Consider the following 16395-nt stretch of genomic DNA (forward strand, 5'->3'; position numbering starts at 1 on the left):
CCAACGACTCCACTCGATCATCCTGACAGTTCCGATTCAAATGCGATAAACTGGAGCGAGCAAACCCTTTCCCACCTGCTGCCCACCGGTACGACTGTGCAACGTCCTCTGATCCACACGTTCTTGATTCTGGTCTTTGTCACCGCGCAAGCGGCTGACACGCGAGCACAAGAAAAAGCCGAACCATGGAAACTTCCCGACGACAAGATGCTGACGCGTTGGGGTAAATCGCTGACGCCGGAGGATGTCTGGACGGAGTACCCACGGCCGGGACTAGTGCGTCCGCAGTGGACCAATTTGAATGGCATCTGGCAGTACGCGGTGACCAATTCGACCGAGCGTCCCGACCAATTCCCAGGTTCGATCTTGGTGCCGTTTGCGATCGAAGCACCGCTGTCTGGTGTCGGCCGGCTGCTGAAACCGGAGGAAGTGCTGTGGTACCGGCGGACGTTCGAACACTCCCCGATTGCGGACCAGCGATTGCTACTGCACTTCGAAGCCGTGGACTATGACACCGAGGTGTTTGTCAACGGAAAATCAATTGGCACACATGTCGGCAGCAGCGACCCCTTTTCGTTTGACATCACCGCCACCACCCGCGCTGGCATCAATGATTTGGTCGTCCGCGTGATCGACAAGACCGCGGTGACTCAAACGCGTGGCAAACAGAAACTGCAACCCAAAGGCATTTATTACACTCGGGTGTCCGGCATCTGGCAAACCGTTTGGATGGAATCCGTTCCCCAGCGGCGGATTGCATCGATCAAGATGAAACCGCGACTTTACAACGGGACCCTGCGAGTCTTGCCGACACTCGCCGGCACGCCGATCAAGGGCGAACAAGTTCGGATCACAGTCAGTGATGCCGACGGAAAAACCTATGTCGCGGACGGTTCACTGATGGTGCATTTGGCCGACGTACATCGTTGGTCCCCGGACGATCCCTATCTGTATGACATTGTGGTCGAACTGCTCGATGTGTCCGGCAAGACCGTCGACCGTGTCGAAAGCTATGCCGGCATGCGAGAATTTGATATCGCCCGCGATGCGGCCGGGCATCTGCGGATGCGGTTGAATGGTGAATTCATTTTTCACTACGGCACGCTGGACCAGGGCTGGTGGCCGGACGGATTGCTGACTCCGCCCTCGGATGAAGCGATGTGTTTCGATGTTGACTATTTGAAAGCCGCTGGTTTCAACACGATTCGCAAACACATCAAAGTCGAACCGCGGCGATTTTATTATCACTGTGACAAGGTTGGGATGTTGGTTTGGCAGGACATGCCGTCAACCGGTGGTGGTCCCAAGTGGACGCGGATGGAACCCGACCCGCCCGAGGAACAAAAACCGATCGAACAACACCAACAGTTCATTCGTGAAATGAAGGCGATGGTGTTGAACCTACAGAACCATCCCTGCATCGCAGCTTGGGTGCCGTTTAACGAACGATGGGGTCAACATGAATCCATTCGCACGGCGGCCATACTGGAGAACCTGGACGTCCGCCGGCCGATCAACCTGGCCAGCGGTGGCAATTTCTTTCCCGCCGGTGACATTGCCGATCAACACCACTATCCCGAACCACAGTTCCCGTTGGACGACCAGCGTTTCAAGGACTACGTCAAAGTCGTCGGTGAATTTGGTGGCCATGGCTACCGTGTCGACGATCATTTGTGGAACCCCGACATGAAAAACTGGGGCTATGGTGGACTGCCCAAAGACAAAGCGGAATTCATCCAGCGCTACCGAACGACATTTGCACAGCTGGTCGAACTGCGAGAAAAGGGGATCGCAGCGGGAATCTACACGCAGACGACCGACGTGGAAGGCGAAATCAATGGACTGATGACCTATGACCGCGAAGTCCAAAAAATTTCGACCAGCACACTTAGCGAAATTCACGCGGCTTTGAATCGCGATGCCGACTAGCCGTCGACGGCGGAACGCATTCTGATATAGCCGCCCGCGGCTGTGAACGCCTTGGTGCCTCCTATTCGCAAACGAGCAATTTGGAATCTGTTGATGTTGAAAAAAAAATTATGGATCGCCGCAGCTGCTACGGTTCTGGTCCTACCGACCATCGCGTCGGCGCACCCTGGACATGAAACCGAGTCTGGATTCGGCCAAGGTTTGATGCACCCGCTGGGTGGGCTGGATCACCTTTTGGCGCTGATCGGAATCGCGCTGCTGGCGGTGCGGCTAGGAGGTCGTCATACCTGGCGTCTGCCATTGGCTTTTTTAGGCAGTTGTGTCATTGGCGGAGCGATCGCGCAAACAGGCATTTCGATCCCTTTCACCGAGTGGCTGATCATGGCATCGGTGGTGATCGGTGGCGGCTTACTGGCCTGTGGCAAATCCGTCCCCGGATATGCGTTGGCATCACTGGCAGCTCTCGGCACCGTTCACGGCTTTGCGCACATTCAAGAGATGGGCACTGCGCCATGGATGAGTTACTCGCTGGGATTGATTCTGGCATCAACCGCCGTAATCGCGATCACCATGACGTCGGCCGTTGCGCTGCGTGCGCTACGAACTCGATGGGTCGCAACGCGATCGATGTCCCTTCCGACAGGTCTGGATCAGTAACGGATCGGGGTCGGCGGCATCACGGGAGTCGCTGGTGGGTCACTCCCTAGCCGATAGTAGTCGTCGGCGGTCATGGCATCATCTGTCGTGCGCTGCGTCACAGGCAGCGCCACTCGGGACGCCACATTCGACGTCGGCACGTTTGCCGCCGGTGTGTTGGCGACCCCATAGCCGACGTCGCAGCCCAGATCACAAACACAGCCACCGTCGCAGGCCGGTCCGCCCGAGCAGTTTCCACCACCGCAACCGTCTTTTTTCTCAGCCGACCAGGTGTAGGTACAGACCGGGCAGGTGTATTTGTCGGTCTTCAGCACGCATACTTTGCGGACGCGGGCTCCGTTGTGGACACAGGCGGTACAGCCCTTGCCAGCACATGAATCGCAGGAGGCGCAGGCTGCCTTGCGAGTCTTTTGCCATGGAAAGACGACGCGTGGGATGCAAATCACCTTGGATTCAACATCGAAACAAACCTTTTCTTCGTCGACTTTTTTAGCGTCAAGTTTGCAAACATGGTCGCACACCGGGCAGCAAGCACATCCGGTTTGATCCAGGATTTTTCCGTGACCTGCCGTGGCGAACTCGGGCGCCAACAGACACATCGCAGCAGCGGCAAGTAGCCCGGCCTGGAAAATGGTTTTGATGGACATGGTATTTTCGAATCCTTCGAATTTGATTGATTGGAACATCGTCACGCTGCGAATGGATGCCACACGCAGAGCGCTGCGGGACCGCGACGGCGATTAAAAATCGATCATGTAGCGGAAGCCCAGGATATTGAAATCGCCACCGATTCCCGCCACCAGCGGACCGGTCGCGCGGCCTTGTCCGGCGTTCTCGATCGATCCGGTGACGTAGTTCATTTGGATTTTGGAGTATGCGGTCCAGTACCAGTTCATACCGGCGGTCACGGTGTAGCCATTGCCACCGCGAATGTCCGAATCGGACAGATCCAGGTAGTCCCCTCGCAGCCCCATTGAAAGAGCGCCCCAACCATTTCCTTTGCCGCCTGTGCAGCGATCCACCAAGAAAAAGTTTTCGAACGGTTTAACGCGATCGATCGTTCCAGCAGTTCGCTTCAGCGGGATGTGCTCACCGGTCAAGAAGTAGTTGGCGAACAGATAACCGCCTTGGAAGTGCAGGTCGCTGCCGTTAAAGCCGCCCATTGCATCGCGTTGGACCCAGGTGTTGATGTACTCAGCGGTCAGTTGAAATGCGCCGATGTTCAACATCGATTCGAACGCCAATTCCTGGTATCCCTCGGCGCCCAATATCCGGCCCGTGTCCCACCAACGCGAATCACTACGAGCTTCTGGACGGGTGCGAAAGCGTGCCTCGTTACTGTTTTGATCGGCATCGATCGTCCCATCACCATCGGTCTGGTTAACCGAACCGGCGACGGCACAGTGCCAATAACCCCGTCCACCACTGATTTCGTCGTACCAGGGACTGGCCGCTAATCGGCCATACAAACCGGCCTCGTTGGAATCACCTCGATAGCGACCATCGGTACTGATGTTCTCTAGCAAGAACGCACCGTAGCGCCAGTTGACCACTTCATCATCGCTGGAACCGTACATGCACAGCCCCAACCGACGGGCATCTTCGTTGAACGCTTCCACGGCCAGCGGTCGTTCGATAAACACATTGTGACGGCTACTGTTTAGGTGATCCAAACCGAGCGGTCGTTTTTGGTTTCCCAACAGCAGCGTCTGATTGCTGGGCAGGTTTTCCCAGCCCAGAAACACGTCCTTCATCTCCGCCGAGCTGGGATTGTTGAAGTCGATCTGGATTCGATACAGCATGTTGTGCGGTACGGTACCGGACCAAGTCAGACGAATCCGGCGAAAGTCCCAGCGATCTTCTGGATCATCGTTAGGGTTGCCCGTTTCGAGTTCGTTGACCCCCGGATCACTGTCCAAAAAGTTCCAATTGTCCAGGTGAACCCGGCCGTTGAGTTTGTACGCCGGCTTTTTCTTTTTCGCAGCTGATTCTTCTTTCAGTTCCTCTTGGTACTTTTCCCAAGAGGACTCCAGTTCGCCGACTCGTTCGAGCAGTTTTTCATAATCTTTGGCGGGAACAGAGTCCTCAGAGACCGCCGCTTGATCAGCATCGATCAGCCCCAAGTCACCGAGGCTCGCGTCCTCGGCGGCTTGAAGCACCGCGGTGTGATAGGCCGGTCCGGCCGATCCAGGTGCAATGTCCGAAAAACTGGTTTCGTCGGCGCCGGCCACTGGCGTGCCCAAGCAAGCCGCCAGCGCGATGGCTAGCTTTAAACGCCGGGAGCGCTGAAATGGATGCTTCTTCATCGCGATGAAATCTTCCGTGATCAATGAATAGAGAGCCGTGCGGTATCGATCCTTCGACGCCGTTGATCACCACTCTGAAAATCTGCTGCAAAAACGTCCACGAACGCTGATTTGCATGTTTCTTGCAATCGACGGAACAGTCGTTCCGGTCGTCCCTAGAATCACCATTTCAGCGTTTGTTAAGATTGTGATGGCATAACGTTTGAAATCTCCGGCAGATTCCGAACATGTGTCAAAACCGCTTCAACCGGCAATCTTTCGCAACAGCCCAACACATACAGTCGCCAAAGGCGAGCGCCGCGCGCAACACCAATAAGTTCTTGTGAAGAAAAGATAATTCTGGCTTGCTCAGATGCCGTCCTTGGTTTGATCGAGTGCTCGACGGGACCGACCGTCACTCCGCGATCAGCGCCAGGTACGTCGTCAACTGATTGGGAACATCCGATGGTGGCAGCGATTGGATCATCGCCAACAGATCGGCAGCCGCTTGGTGACGTTGCTTGTCCGTGATGGAGTTGGACTCGAGCGAGGCGAGCATTTCTGCGTGAACCTCCAGCGACTCGGGCGCATGCGGTTTGCTGTAGGTGCTGATCGCCTTGAGAGCGCCGATAATGGCCGAATCACGCAGCCCACCGCGGTGATCGGCGACGCGGAGCGCTGCCTCGATCAGGAACTGGGCGACATCGACGCCCGCCTCTTTCGGATTGACTGCGGCATCCGATTTGGCTGGTTCCGCTTGGTTTCGCCGTGACCGGCGCCGAGTCGCGGATTTCAGTTTTGCCTTCCATTTGGCGGATTTCGACATGCGCAGATCAACAGCAGTGGAGAGGTGCAAATTGCTGACGGGTGGAAACGGACAAAGCGTAGACTATTTCAAACCGCAGCAGCATCGTGCAGGTAACTTTCAGGCACGCTTAATATTCACAGATTACGAAACCAACACCCACCGAACGACCGGCGTCGCACCCCACTTGGCGTTTCTGTTTCTGTGGATTGTGACTCGGGTGATCAATCGAATCGCAACCTCACACTCGAAATTGAAACACATCGCGCTGGTGGCAAGCTAATCTCGAGAAACGAGAATCCGATTGACGTTCCATTTGGCCAGTTTTTTTCGCGCATGATCCATGTCCAACATTTGACGAAGACCTACGAGGATCTTCAGCGCGGTCGATTTGTGGCCGTCGACGGAATTTCTTTCTCAGTCCGCAAAGGTGAAATCTTTGGTTTACTCGGCCCCAACGGTGCCGGCAAAACCACCGTGCTGCGAATGTTGAGCACGGTCTTGGAACCGACCGCAGGAATCGCCACCGTTGCCGGGTATGACGTGGTACGTGATTCCGCGGACGTCCGTCGCCACATCGGGTTTGTCAGCAACAACACGGCGATCTACGACCGCATGACGGCTTGGGAGATGGTCGAATACTTTGGCCGTCTGCATGGCATGAAGTCAGACCCATTGCAGCAGCGATTGGAAGAACTGTTTGAACAGTTGCGGATGAACGAGTTCCGCGACGTTCCGGGCGGAAAAATGTCCACCGGCATGAAACAAAAAGTATCGATCGCTCGGGCCATGGTTCATGACCCGCCAGTGCTGGTATTCGACGAGGCCACATTGGGGTTAGACGTGCTGGTCGCGAGAAACCTGTTGTTGGTCATCCGATCGCTGCGTGAGGCCGGAAAGTGCCTGATTTTCTCCACGCACATCATGAGCGAAGTGGAACGATTGTGCGACCGAATCGCGATCATGTATCGCGGCAAAATCCTGGACACCGGGACGCTCACCGAGCTACGTCAGCGACATAACGAACACGACTTTGAGGAGCTCTTTTTTGGCTTGCTCAGTCAACACGAACAGGAAATCCAAGACAGACGCGGCGTGTCGTTCCCGTCCACCTTGGATGCGACAGCTGGAGAGCAACGAGTATGAGCGAATCGCCAGACACGATCCGCCGCAAGGCAGAAAACGAGGGCAGGGCACGACCGTCGGCGATCTGGTTGATCTACGCTCGTGAAATGCGCGACCAATTGCGAGACCGTCGAACCCTGTTCACGATCGCAGTGCTGCCGATTCTGCTGTATCCGCTGGTCGGCATGCTGCTACTTCAAATCGCTCAGTTCTCTCGTCAGAACGCGATGACGGTTTGTCTGGTCGGCAGCGAAAACATCGTCGGAGCACCGCCACTGCTGGACGGGTCCACGTTTTCCCCCGACTTGATCGAGCAACCGCAAACCCTAGAGGTCAAGAAACGTCAGTGGGACGAACTCGCCGATCAACCCGACATCGAAACCAAGCCGCGGCGGTGGGTGCAATCCGGTCAATACGATCTGGTCGTCTTGATTCCCCCCGCGTTCAAAAACAATCAGATGTCCGCAGATGCCGAGACCTCGGCGGCCGCGATCGAATTGTTTTACAACGTCGGCAGCGATCAATCCGTGGTCGCGCGCGGCCGAGTTGCCGGCGTTCTGTCGGCATGGCGCGGCCGCTGGATCGAACAGCGTCTCTCGGATGTCGGCATCAATCCCACAGTCCTGCTGCCGTTTGACTGGACCGATACCGACATCGCCACCGGCCAAACTCGCGAGACGGCGTTTTGGAGCAAGTTGCTGCCGTTCATCATGCTGGTTTGGGCGATGACCGGAGCCTTCTACCCCGCGATCGATTTGGTCGCGGGTGAAAAGGAACGTGGTACGTTGGAAACACTGTTGTGCAGCCCCGCGCTGCGCAGTGAAATTGTCTGGGGCAAGTTAGGCGCCGTGGCAACCTTCAGCATGCTGACCGCAATGTTGAATGCCGGCAGCATGCTACTGACCAGTTCGCTGGTGTTCAAGCACATCGATTTAGGTGCCTCAAGCTCGCTGCTGGGTGCACCACCGGTGGTACCGATGCTGTGGTTGCTGGTGGCGCTCGTGCCGTTGTCATGCTTGTTCAGCGCGTTGGCGTTGGCCGTGGCCGCGATGGCCCGCAGCAGCAAAGAGGGCCAGTACTACCTGATGCCGCTGATGATGATCACGTTGCCGTTGGTCATGCTGCCGATGCTACCCGGCACGACACTGAACTTTGGCACCAGTTTCATTCCCGTCACGGGCATGTTTCTGTTGGTCCGGGCGCTGGTCGAAGGCCAATACACCACCGCACTGTTTTATCTACCCATGGTCGCCACGGTGACCGGTGTCTGTCTGTGGCTGGCGGCGCGTTGGGCACAACGCCAATTTGAAAGCGAATCCGTATTGTTCGGCGGCGGCGAACAGTGGGAACTAGGTGTGTGGGTGCGTCATTTGTGGCGCGACCGACAATCCGCGGCCACACCCACCCAGGCCTGCGTGTGTGGTGGGATCGTCCTGGTCACATTGTTTTTTGCCCGACTGTCGGTCAGCGAAATGCCACACAATTTTGCGGGGATCGCCAAACTGGTTCTGATGCCGCAAGCATTGATCCTGTTCCCCGCGTTGCTGATGGCATTCATGCTGACGACGTCGATGCGGCAGAGCTTGCGAATCCGCATGCCACACTGGACCACATTGCCGCTCGCAATCCTGTTGGGGGTGGCCTTGCATCCGTCTTACGTGATGTTGTCTAAATTGATCAATCACGTCTATCCGGTCAGCGAACAAGCGGCGCTGGCGATGAAGCCGTTTGCCCAGCAGATCTCGGCTGCTCCGTGGATGCTGGTGGTCGTACTGATGGCGCTGGTGCCGGCGATCTGCGAGGAACTAACGTTTCGCGGATTTATCTTTGGTGGTTTGGTTCGCCAGCGTGGCAAGTTGCGCGCGGTGGTTGTGACGGCGTTGATGTTCGGCATTTCACACGGTGTACTGCAACAATCGATCGCCGCGGCGACGATGGGTTTGGTGCTCGGTTGGATCACGTTGCGCACCGGCAGCATTCTGCCATGCATTCTGATTCACTTCACCAATAACTCGTTGTCGGTGTCGCTCGACCGAATTGCCAGCAGCGATTGGCAGGGTGCGTCACTGTTTGTCAGCCAAACCGAACTGGGGCCGTCCTATCAACCGTTCTGGACACTGATCAGCATCGGCGTTGCGGCGACCTGCTTGCTGTATTTTGGCACCATGAATCCGGTGACCGACGAGAGTGAATCCGAGCGGGTCGATAGCCCACAAGACTACCTCGACCCGTCGACATCACTGGCATCTGCCTAAGGACACGTTGCGGTCAATCGGTTTGCGTCCAGTAGCGGTAGGCACGCATCGTTTGCCGAGCCGCTTCATGCGGATCGGGCAGGGGAAATGCTTCGGCACACAGGTAACCCTGGTAATCAATTTCCCGCAGTGCTTGGATGATCGGCCCGTATTGCATTTGCCCACAACCGACCGGTTGGCGATTGCTGTCGACAAAGTGCACGTGGCCGACAAATTTGCCGCCCTGGCGTAGTGCCGCGGCGATATCGGTTTCTTCGATGTTCATATGAAACAGATCGCACAACAGTTTGACGTTGTCGGTCGACAGTGACTGCAGCAGTTCGACACCATCGGCGACCGTGCAACACTGGTTGGTTTCATAGCGATTGAGCGGTTCGTAGATCAGTGGCACCTTGTATTGACTGGCGTGCGCCCCGCCATCCTCCAGAGCCTCGGCCAAATAGCCGCGCGCTGTTGCCGCGTCGACGTCCGCATCGCTGCGGCCTTGCATCGAACCGATGATCGCCATCGCCCCCAATCCGCCCGCCGCGTCAATGATCGTGCGGACAAAGGCCTGAGCATCCTGGCGTTTCTGGGCGTCGGCATCGGCCAATTGCAATCGGTGTTTGACCCAACCGGCGCCGGTTCCCAGCGCGGCCAGAGAAACTCCAGCAGCATCCAACATTGCCCCGAGCGAATCCAATTGCAGCGCTTCGACCGAAGGGGCAAAAATCTCCACGGCGTCATAGCCTAGTTCGCCGGCAAAGGCGATTGATTTCTCAAGTCCATCCCAGAGTACGAAGGGGCCGCCACGTGCTTCTTCAACCAGTGAAATGGTGATACAGGATTTCATTTGTCAGTCGTTTGAAGGGGGATTTCAGGGAGTGAAAGCTGAAAAACTACCACAGATTCTGATTCCGTGGAGATGGTGATCGAGAACGAAACGCAGCGGACATCGATTGTGATCGATCGGTCTTGGGAACCAGCACAGGTGGGACAATCCAGCCAACCGGCAACGCAACCTGTGCAATGCAATGCGTTTTTGGACGATGAGAATCGAATCGTTTGGCGTCCGCTTGGCCGGGACCAACACTCCAACGGTTCTCGCTATCTTTCCCGCACACCGGTGTCATGAGTTCACCCCTTCCTCCGATCATCGCTCCGCTGCTAGGCGGTCTATCGCAAACCGGTGACGTCCCCGTCCCCGCGCAGCGTCGACCATTGGTGACCGAAGAACACATCGCTCAACCCGATAGCGTGGTGAAAAAATCGGTTCCGGCTGGCAAAATCATGATCGTTGACGACGAGATCGCGAACGTCAAAATTGCCCAAAAACTGTTGCGTCAGGCCGGACACCAGGATTTTGAAACGACCACCGACTCCACCGTCGCGGTCAACATGGTGCACGTCAGAAATCCTGACCTATTGCTGTTGGACATCAACATGCCCAATGTCGATGGCATCAGTATCCTCAGCCAACTCCGCAGCACCGATCGTTTTCGTCACCTGCCAGTCTTGATCCTGACAGCCAACCAGCATCCGGACGTCAAACTGCGATGTTTGGAATTGGGTGCAACCGATTTCCTGGTCAAACCGATCGACCCGATGGAGCTCGCACCGCGAGTTCGCAATGCGCTGCAAAGCAAACTTTATCACGACCAACTGATTCGCCACGCGGCGGAACTGGAAAAGGTCGTCCGGCAACGGACACTGGAATTGGAACGTTCTCGACGCGAGGTGATTCACTGTTTGGCCAGAGCCGCCGAGCTGCGAGACAACGACACCGGCAATCATGTGATTCGCGTCGGTCGCTATGCCGGCATCATCGCACGCAAATTAGGACTCTCAAAACCGTTCGTACGCGATTTGGAACTGGCCGCCCAGTTGCATGACGTCGGCAAGATTGCCGTCCCCGATGCGATTTTGATGAAACCCGGCAAACTGGATGCCAGGGAATATGAAATCATCCAACAACACGTCAAATTTGGTCACCAAATCATCCGCCCCTACAGCGCGCGTGAATCGGACCAACAGCGTGATGCTCCCAGTGGATCCAATCGATCGCACAGCGAGGACAGTTCACTGATGCGATTGGCGGCCAGCATCGCTCAAACACATCACGAAAAATTTGACGGCTCGGGTTATCCGATCGGGCTATGCGGCACGGAGATTCCGATCGAAGGCCGAATCACCGCGGTGGCAGATGTCTATGACGCCCTGTCGACAGATCGGCCCTACAAGCGAGCCCTACCGCGAGAGAAGTGCTTTGAAACCATGCAGCAAGGCCGGGGCACTCATTTCGATCCTCGCATCTTGGACGCCTTCTTTGCCGCCGCCGCAGAAATCACCCGCGTCCAGATCGAGTTCTTCGATTATCGCTAGCGCGGTCACTGAACCCCGCCGAACCCGCTCCGGCCGCTTAGACGTCCGACTCTCCTGCGGGGCGGACGAGTGAATTGCAAAAGCCCAGCGGCATCATGCCGATACACATTCACCGTCGATGGTTGCGTGAGATCGCTTGCCGATTGAGTGAGATCGGTTGCCAATTTGTGAGCGGTCACGGCGCACGACATCTGCGTTCCGTGTTATCCTCTTGAGCTTCGATCCAGGAGTATTGGATCTAGAATCACGAACTCGATTGGCAACACAAGACACTCACGATGAATAAACGGCCGTGTCGCTGGGGAATTCTCAGTAGCGCTCAAATTGCGAGAAAAAACTGGAAGGCGATCGAGTTGAGCGGCAATGGCGTCGTCCACGGAGTCTCCAGTCGTTCGGTGGATCGCGCCGAACAGTTCATTAACGACTGCCAGGCGGAGGTTGCGTTTGACCAACGTCCCAAAGCCTATGCCGGTCATCAGGCGCTGCTGGACGACGACCAGATCGACGCGGTTTATATCCCGATGCCAACAGGATCGCGAAAACAGTGGGTGATTGCTGCGGCCGCCGCAAAGAAACATGTGCTGATCGAAAAACCGATCGCCGTCAATGCCGCCGATGCCCAAGAGATGCTGGACGCCTGCAATCAAAACGGCGTTCAATTCATGGACGGCGTGATGTTCGATCACGGCAAACGAATCGCCGCGGTTTGCGACCAAGTCACGGCGGGAAAAATCGGCCGACTGCGGCGGATCCAGACCCATTTTTCATTCACCGGCGACTCCGAATTTCAGTCGGCCAACATCCGCACCGACACCACTTTGGAACCGCATGGTTGCCTGGGTGATTTGGGCTGGTATTGCATTCGTTTCATTCTGTGGGCCAACGGTTTCGCCGATCCGATCCAAGTCTCCGGTCGCACCATCACGCCGCTCTCACGAGACGATTCTGACGACTCGGTTCCCGGCGAGTTCGCTGGGGAACTGGTGTTTGCCAATGGCGTCACCGCCGGATTCTTTTGTTCGTTTTTGACCGCCAACCAACAATTAGCAACGCTTTCGGGCGACCAGGGTTATCTGACGCTCGATGATTTTGTGTTGCCGCTGTATGACTCGGAAACCAGTTGGCAAATTCACCGCCACGAGCTGGCCATCGATAATTGCTGTTGGAACTTCCGTCGTCGCAGCGATTGGTTTCACTGCGACGAATACCACAGCGGCCAGCCCAATGCGCAAGAAGTTCAGATGGTTCGTACGTTTGCCAAATACGTCAACTCGGGTCAAATTGATTCGTCGCTGGCCGACCGAGCTGTCCAGACGCAGCGCATCCTCGATGCCTGCCGACGCAGTGATGCGATGGGCGGACAATTGATCCCATTTGACACCGGTGCCTAGCGAGACCGTCCGACCACTTCGCTCAATCGCCTTCGCTCGATGAGATTGCTGCGAACGCGACCTGCACCGATCCATCCCCTCTCCCGATCTCCCTCCTATTCTGACTGGCCGGTATTCACAATGACGATCGCGACCTTCCTGCTTTTTACAGTCTGCGTGGCGCTGGCGACTTGGTGGGTGACTCGAGGCGGTGGTGAATCCACTGACGAAGGCTACTTTTTGGCCGGTCGCTCGCTGACCAGTGTGTTTATCGCCGGTTCACTGTTGCTGACCAACCTGTCGACCGAGCAGCTGATCGGACTCAACGCCGCCGCGTTTACCGAAGGCCTGTCGGTGATGGCGTGGGAGGTCGTTGCGGGTATTTCACTGGTCGCGCTGGCGCTGATCTTTTTGCCTCGCTACTTGAAGTCGGGGATCGCAACAATTCCCCAGTTCTTCGAAACACGCTACGGCAGTGGCGTACGGACGTTGACCACGTTCATTTTTGTCATCGCCTACACGTTGATCCTATTGCCGTTTGTGCTGTACCTGGGCGCGCGCGGCCTGTCAGGCATGCTCGATTTGGAGACGCGTTTGGGCTTGGATGAACTCCAAACCATTTGGGCAGTGATCATCTTCATCGCCGTAGTCGGCGGAGCCTATGCGATTTGGGGTGGACTCAAGGCCGTCGCTGTCTCGGACACATTCAATGGCGCGGGACTGCTGGTTGGCGGCCTATTGATCACCTATTTCACGCTGTCCAAAGTGGCCGGCGAAGGCAACAGTTTGTTTTCTGCATTCACGTTAATTGCAGACCACGACCCCGATGCGTTTCGTTCGCTGGGAACCATGGACGAAGACGTTTCCTGGCCAACATTGTTCACCGGCGTGTTGCTGTTGAACTTTTTCTATTGGTCGACCAACCAGCAAATCATTCAACGGACCTTCGGTGCCAAAAACCTAGCCGAAGGCCAAAAAGGTGTGCTGATGGCAGCCTTCTTCAAGATCTTGGCGCCTTTGATCCTAGTGCTGCCCGGTATCGCCGCGGCGTACTTGGTCGATCAAGACCCTGACTTTGCCGCCCAAGTCGATGGCAAGGCCGATCGTGCCTATGGCGCGCTCGTCGCTTCGGTCTTGCCCGAAGCCCTGGTTGGATTCTTTGCCGCGGTGGTCGTCGGCTCGATTCTGTCCACGTTCAACTCCGTGCTCAATAGTAGCGCCACGCTGTTTTCGTTGGACATCTACAAAAAATTCATTCGTCCCGACGCCTCGATGCGCCAGGTCGTGATTTCCGGACAGCTGTGCAGCCTGCTGGTTGGCATTTTTGCAGTGATTGCCGCCCCCACGTTTTTCCACGGTCGGGATGAGATATTCGGCTTCTTTCAAAAATTGAACGGTGTCTATTTCATCCCGATTTTGGCCATCATGCTGATTGGATTGTCCAATCGAACTGTCGATGGCAAATCCGCCATGATCACGCTGGTCGTCGGGTTGATCGCGATGTCACTGGGCACCTTCCTCAGCGGCGCCACCGAGACCGAACCGGGATGGGTCGTGGGCACGTTCTATTCGGCCTATCATTACATGGCCGTGGTGTTTGTCGGACTGATCCTGTTGCAACTGACGCTCGGGGCGATCGGTTTGCGTCGCAGTGAACCGTATGTGCAACGGGATGTCGGCGCCGTCGATCTGACTCCGTGGAAAGCTGCTCCAGTGGTCGGCGGCGGACTGATCCTGATGGCGATCTCGGTGTATGCGATTTTTGCGTTCTAAGACTGCTCGGCGAGAACCATCTCCCAGCACACCCATTTCGCCTAGGCTTCGCGGTCTAACAGGCTGAGGAATTTTTTTCCCAGCCGGCCCGGCGTTCACAAGCCATTGCTGAGGCTTGGTTAGCGGCGTGCCAATTGATGACCAGCCGCATAATTTTCGCATTCCTCCCAGCTTTCCCCTTTCGCACGGTCGGTGGATCGGGATGCTGTGCGGCCAATCAGCCGGGACCGACATCAGTCGTCGCTCCCACTGGCGGTCGGCAGCCAACCATTTTCAAAGCTGCTCCGCCGGGTCTGTTTTCTAATCATGGAGAAAGCCAGTGCGTTTGTATGCGAACAACAAGTCTCGTTTCCAAGGCGTTGCCGCCCTGTTATTGCCGGCGTTTTTGACGCTGGCGACATCCTCGGGACCTTTGTCAGCTCAATCGTCAGTCGTGGTTCAATCGCAACCGGTCGCAACAAGCGGCGTTGTTTGCGCAAAATGTGGACGCATCCACGCGTCCAGTCCTGCCGTGTCATCTAGCTCGCCGATCGTGCAGTCGTCCTCGGTGGGCGTGCCCACGTCGGGTGTGGTTCGCCAGACCAGCGCGACGGTTTCCAGCAACGGAGCGTCGAACGTTTTACAGACTCTTAATTCCCAGCGCTCTCGACAGGGGCTGCGGAGCCTGCGATATGACCCAACATTGCAAGCGGTCGCCGAGCGACGTGCGGCGCAGATGGCCAGAATGGGCACCAAGTCGCATCCGCCAGGATCGTTTGCACCGGGCCGCTACGAAGGTGTCGGCTGGTCCAGTTCGTTTTCGCCAAGCGGAGTCCACGCGTGCTACACCAGCAATCCGAACATGACCGCGGCCGGTGCTGCGATGGTGACAGGCCGCGACGGAGTCTATTTCGCAGTGGTCTACCGCTAAGACCGTCTGCGGTAGTTGACGCCACAAAGATCCTTACAGCATCGGTACTGGCGATCACGCTGATCCCCAGCGCGGTCGCCACCGCCCAACTGCCAGTTGAAACCGCCGAACTCACTCCCCTGAGTTCGGCGGCAGCCCCCGGCACCCCCAGTGCGACCACCCTCAGTGCGACCGAGCAACTTTCGGCCCAGCAAGCACGCGCCGCCGTGCAATCCCTGTTGAATTTGGCGTTGTCCAAAACCCCTCGCCGCTACGACGGTGATAAACATTGGGGCGACACCAAAAAGATTTGGTCCGGTGTTCGGCTACGGCGTGATGGACTGCGTCTATCGACCAAACGGCGTTGGCGCGAAGTCCAGCATGGATTGCAAACCCGCTATCACGTCCAATTCCCTGACCAACCGGGCGGCCAACCCAACGCACCTCTCCCCCTGGTCGCCCAGGTTCGATCGGTGCAAACCGTGCCGGCAAACGAACAATCCTCAGCCGGTTGGCAAATCGATTGCACCCTGACGACTCCGCTGGATTTCGCGGCCCGCATCGAACGCTGGAATTTGGGCATGCAGTTCTATAGCGTCGAAGTCAGTGGCCACATGACGGTGCGGATGGACGTACGGGCCCGACTGAGCGCCCGACCGGATTACTCGGACATTCCTCCGGCGATCGTGATCGATCCCAAAATTGAATTGGCAACCCTGCACTTGGACGCGTTGCATGTCGACCGCGTCAGTAAAGTCGGTGGCGAAGTCGCCGAGCAATGGGGCGAGATCGCCGAACGAATTGTCAAGGAGATTCTGCTAGACGATTTCAATGAAAAGCTTCCCGCAACGCTGAACAAATCGATCGACAAACATCGCGATGACCTTCGACTGTCGCTGTCGGATTGGGTTGCCAATTTGACGAAGCAATAGACGCCCCGCGTCCG

At 56.6% G+C, this 16395-nt stretch carries 13 protein-coding genes; 9 read left to right on the forward strand and 4 right to left on the reverse strand.

Features of this window, described 5'->3' with window-relative positions; genetic code table 11:
- Window positions 1–96: 96 nt before the first annotated feature.
- Together NHH03_RS05320 and NHH03_RS05325 are read left to right on the forward strand one after the other, a co-directional pair.
- On the forward strand, window positions 97–1929 hold the full coding sequence (locus NHH03_RS05320) for a glycoside hydrolase family 2 protein (RefSeq protein WP_253154715.1): 1833 nt from the start codon (window positions 97–99) through the stop codon (window positions 1927–1929).
- A 93-nt stretch (window positions 1930–2022) separates the two neighbouring features.
- Entirely contained in the window at window positions 2023–2586 is a 564-nt protein-coding gene (locus tag NHH03_RS05325; protein WP_253154716.1) for a HupE/UreJ family protein, read from the forward strand.
- Here NHH03_RS05325 and NHH03_RS05330 read toward each other — a convergent pair.
- The 3 genes from NHH03_RS05330 to NHH03_RS05340 form a co-directional block, all read right to left on the reverse strand.
- Entirely contained in the window at window positions 2580–3233 is a 654-nt protein-coding gene (locus NHH03_RS05330) for a hypothetical protein (RefSeq protein ID WP_253154717.1), read from the reverse strand. The two genes, NHH03_RS05325 and NHH03_RS05330, sit on opposite strands and share 7 nt — an antisense overlap.
- A 93-nt stretch (window positions 3234–3326) precedes the next feature.
- The gene (locus NHH03_RS05335; protein ID WP_253154718.1) at window positions 3327–4892 is read right to left on the reverse strand and encodes an OprO/OprP family phosphate-selective porin; all 1566 of its coding nucleotides are present in this window, start codon (window positions 4890–4892) and stop codon (window positions 3327–3329) included.
- Window positions 4893–5286: 394 nt separating this feature from the next.
- Entirely contained in the window at window positions 5287–5697 is a 411-nt protein-coding gene (locus tag NHH03_RS05340) for a hypothetical protein (protein ID WP_253154719.1), read from the reverse strand.
- 315 nt (window positions 5698–6012) lie between these two features.
- Between NHH03_RS05340 and NHH03_RS05345 the strand changes: the two genes are divergently transcribed.
- Together NHH03_RS05345 and NHH03_RS05350 are read left to right on the forward strand one after the other, a co-directional pair.
- Entirely contained in the window at window positions 6013–6822 is an 810-nt protein-coding gene (locus NHH03_RS05345) for an ATP-binding cassette domain-containing protein (RefSeq protein WP_253154720.1), read from the forward strand.
- Window positions 6819–9056 (forward strand): ABC transporter permease subunit/CPBP intramembrane protease, encoded by a 2238-nt coding sequence (locus NHH03_RS05350; protein ID WP_253154721.1) that lies wholly within the window; start codon window positions 6819–6821, stop codon window positions 9054–9056. Before NHH03_RS05345 ends, NHH03_RS05350 begins: the two co-directional genes overlap by 4 nt.
- A 13-nt stretch (window positions 9057–9069) precedes the next feature.
- Here NHH03_RS05350 and NHH03_RS05355 read toward each other — a convergent pair whose 3' ends face one another.
- Window positions 9070–9888, reverse strand: a complete 819-nt coding sequence (locus NHH03_RS05355) for a sugar phosphate isomerase/epimerase family protein (protein WP_253154722.1) — start codon at window positions 9886–9888, stop codon at window positions 9070–9072.
- 278 nt (window positions 9889–10166) lie between these two features.
- On the opposite strand from NHH03_RS05355, the gene NHH03_RS05360 reads away from it, so the two are divergent.
- The 5 genes from NHH03_RS05360 to NHH03_RS05380 all read left to right on the forward strand — a co-directional run bounded on the left by NHH03_RS05360 (window position 10167) and on the right by NHH03_RS05380 (window position 16381).
- Window positions 10167–11417, forward strand: coding sequence for an HD domain-containing phosphohydrolase (locus NHH03_RS05360; RefSeq protein ID WP_253154723.1), 1251 nt, complete (start codon window positions 10167–10169; stop codon window positions 11415–11417).
- Between the two features lie 278 nt (window positions 11418–11695).
- A complete protein-coding gene (locus NHH03_RS05365) occupies window positions 11696–12808 on the forward strand; it encodes a Gfo/Idh/MocA family protein (protein WP_253154724.1) in 1113 nt (370 codons plus the stop codon).
- 120 nt (window positions 12809–12928) lie between these two features.
- The gene (locus NHH03_RS05370; RefSeq protein WP_253154725.1) at window positions 12929–14560 is read left to right on the forward strand and encodes a solute:sodium symporter family transporter; all 1632 of its coding nucleotides are present in this window, start codon (window positions 12929–12931) and stop codon (window positions 14558–14560) included.
- A 319-nt stretch (window positions 14561–14879) separates the two neighbouring features.
- Window positions 14880–15470, forward strand: coding sequence for a CAP domain-containing protein (locus NHH03_RS05375; protein ID WP_253154726.1), 591 nt, complete (start codon window positions 14880–14882; stop codon window positions 15468–15470).
- Window positions 15380–16381, forward strand: coding sequence for a hypothetical protein (locus NHH03_RS05380; RefSeq protein WP_253154727.1), 1002 nt, complete (start codon window positions 15380–15382; stop codon window positions 16379–16381). The genes NHH03_RS05375 and NHH03_RS05380 overlap by 91 nt, the downstream gene beginning before the upstream one ends.
- The last annotated feature ends 14 nt before the right edge of the window (window positions 16382–16395 follow it).

The organism is Stieleria tagensis, from assembly GCF_024129865.1.
Taxonomy (GTDB): Bacteria; Planctomycetota; Planctomycetia; order Pirellulales; family Pirellulaceae; genus Stieleria; species Stieleria tagensis.

Excerpts from the sequence above, each read along its gene's own strand:
- NHH03_RS05325 (WP_253154716.1), top strand. The coding sequence starts at position 2,023 with ATGTTGAAAAAAAAATTATGGATCGCCGCAGCTGCTACGGTTCTGGTC.
- NHH03_RS05330 (WP_253154717.1), bottom strand. The coding sequence starts at position 3,233 with ATGTCCATCAAAACCATTTTCCAGGCCGGGCTACTTGCCGCTGCTGCG.
- NHH03_RS05335 (WP_253154718.1), bottom strand. The coding sequence starts at position 4,892 with ATGAAGAAGCATCCATTTCAGCGCTCCCGGCGTTTAAAGCTAGCCATC.
- NHH03_RS05340 (WP_253154719.1), bottom strand. The coding sequence starts at position 5,697 with ATGTCGAAATCCGCCAAATGGAAGGCAAAACTGAAATCCGCGACTCGG.
- NHH03_RS05345 (WP_253154720.1), top strand. The coding sequence starts at position 6,013 with ATGATCCATGTCCAACATTTGACGAAGACCTACGAGGATCTTCAGCGC.
- NHH03_RS05350 (WP_253154721.1), top strand. The coding sequence starts at position 6,819 with ATGAGCGAATCGCCAGACACGATCCGCCGCAAGGCAGAAAACGAGGGC.
- NHH03_RS05355 (WP_253154722.1), bottom strand. The coding sequence starts at position 9,888 with ATGAAATCCTGTATCACCATTTCACTGGTTGAAGAAGCACGTGGCGGC.
- NHH03_RS05360 (WP_253154723.1), top strand. The coding sequence starts at position 10,167 with ATGAGTTCACCCCTTCCTCCGATCATCGCTCCGCTGCTAGGCGGTCTA.
- NHH03_RS05365 (WP_253154724.1), top strand. The coding sequence starts at position 11,696 with ATGAATAAACGGCCGTGTCGCTGGGGAATTCTCAGTAGCGCTCAAATT.
- NHH03_RS05370 (WP_253154725.1), top strand. The coding sequence starts at position 12,929 with ATGACGATCGCGACCTTCCTGCTTTTTACAGTCTGCGTGGCGCTGGCG.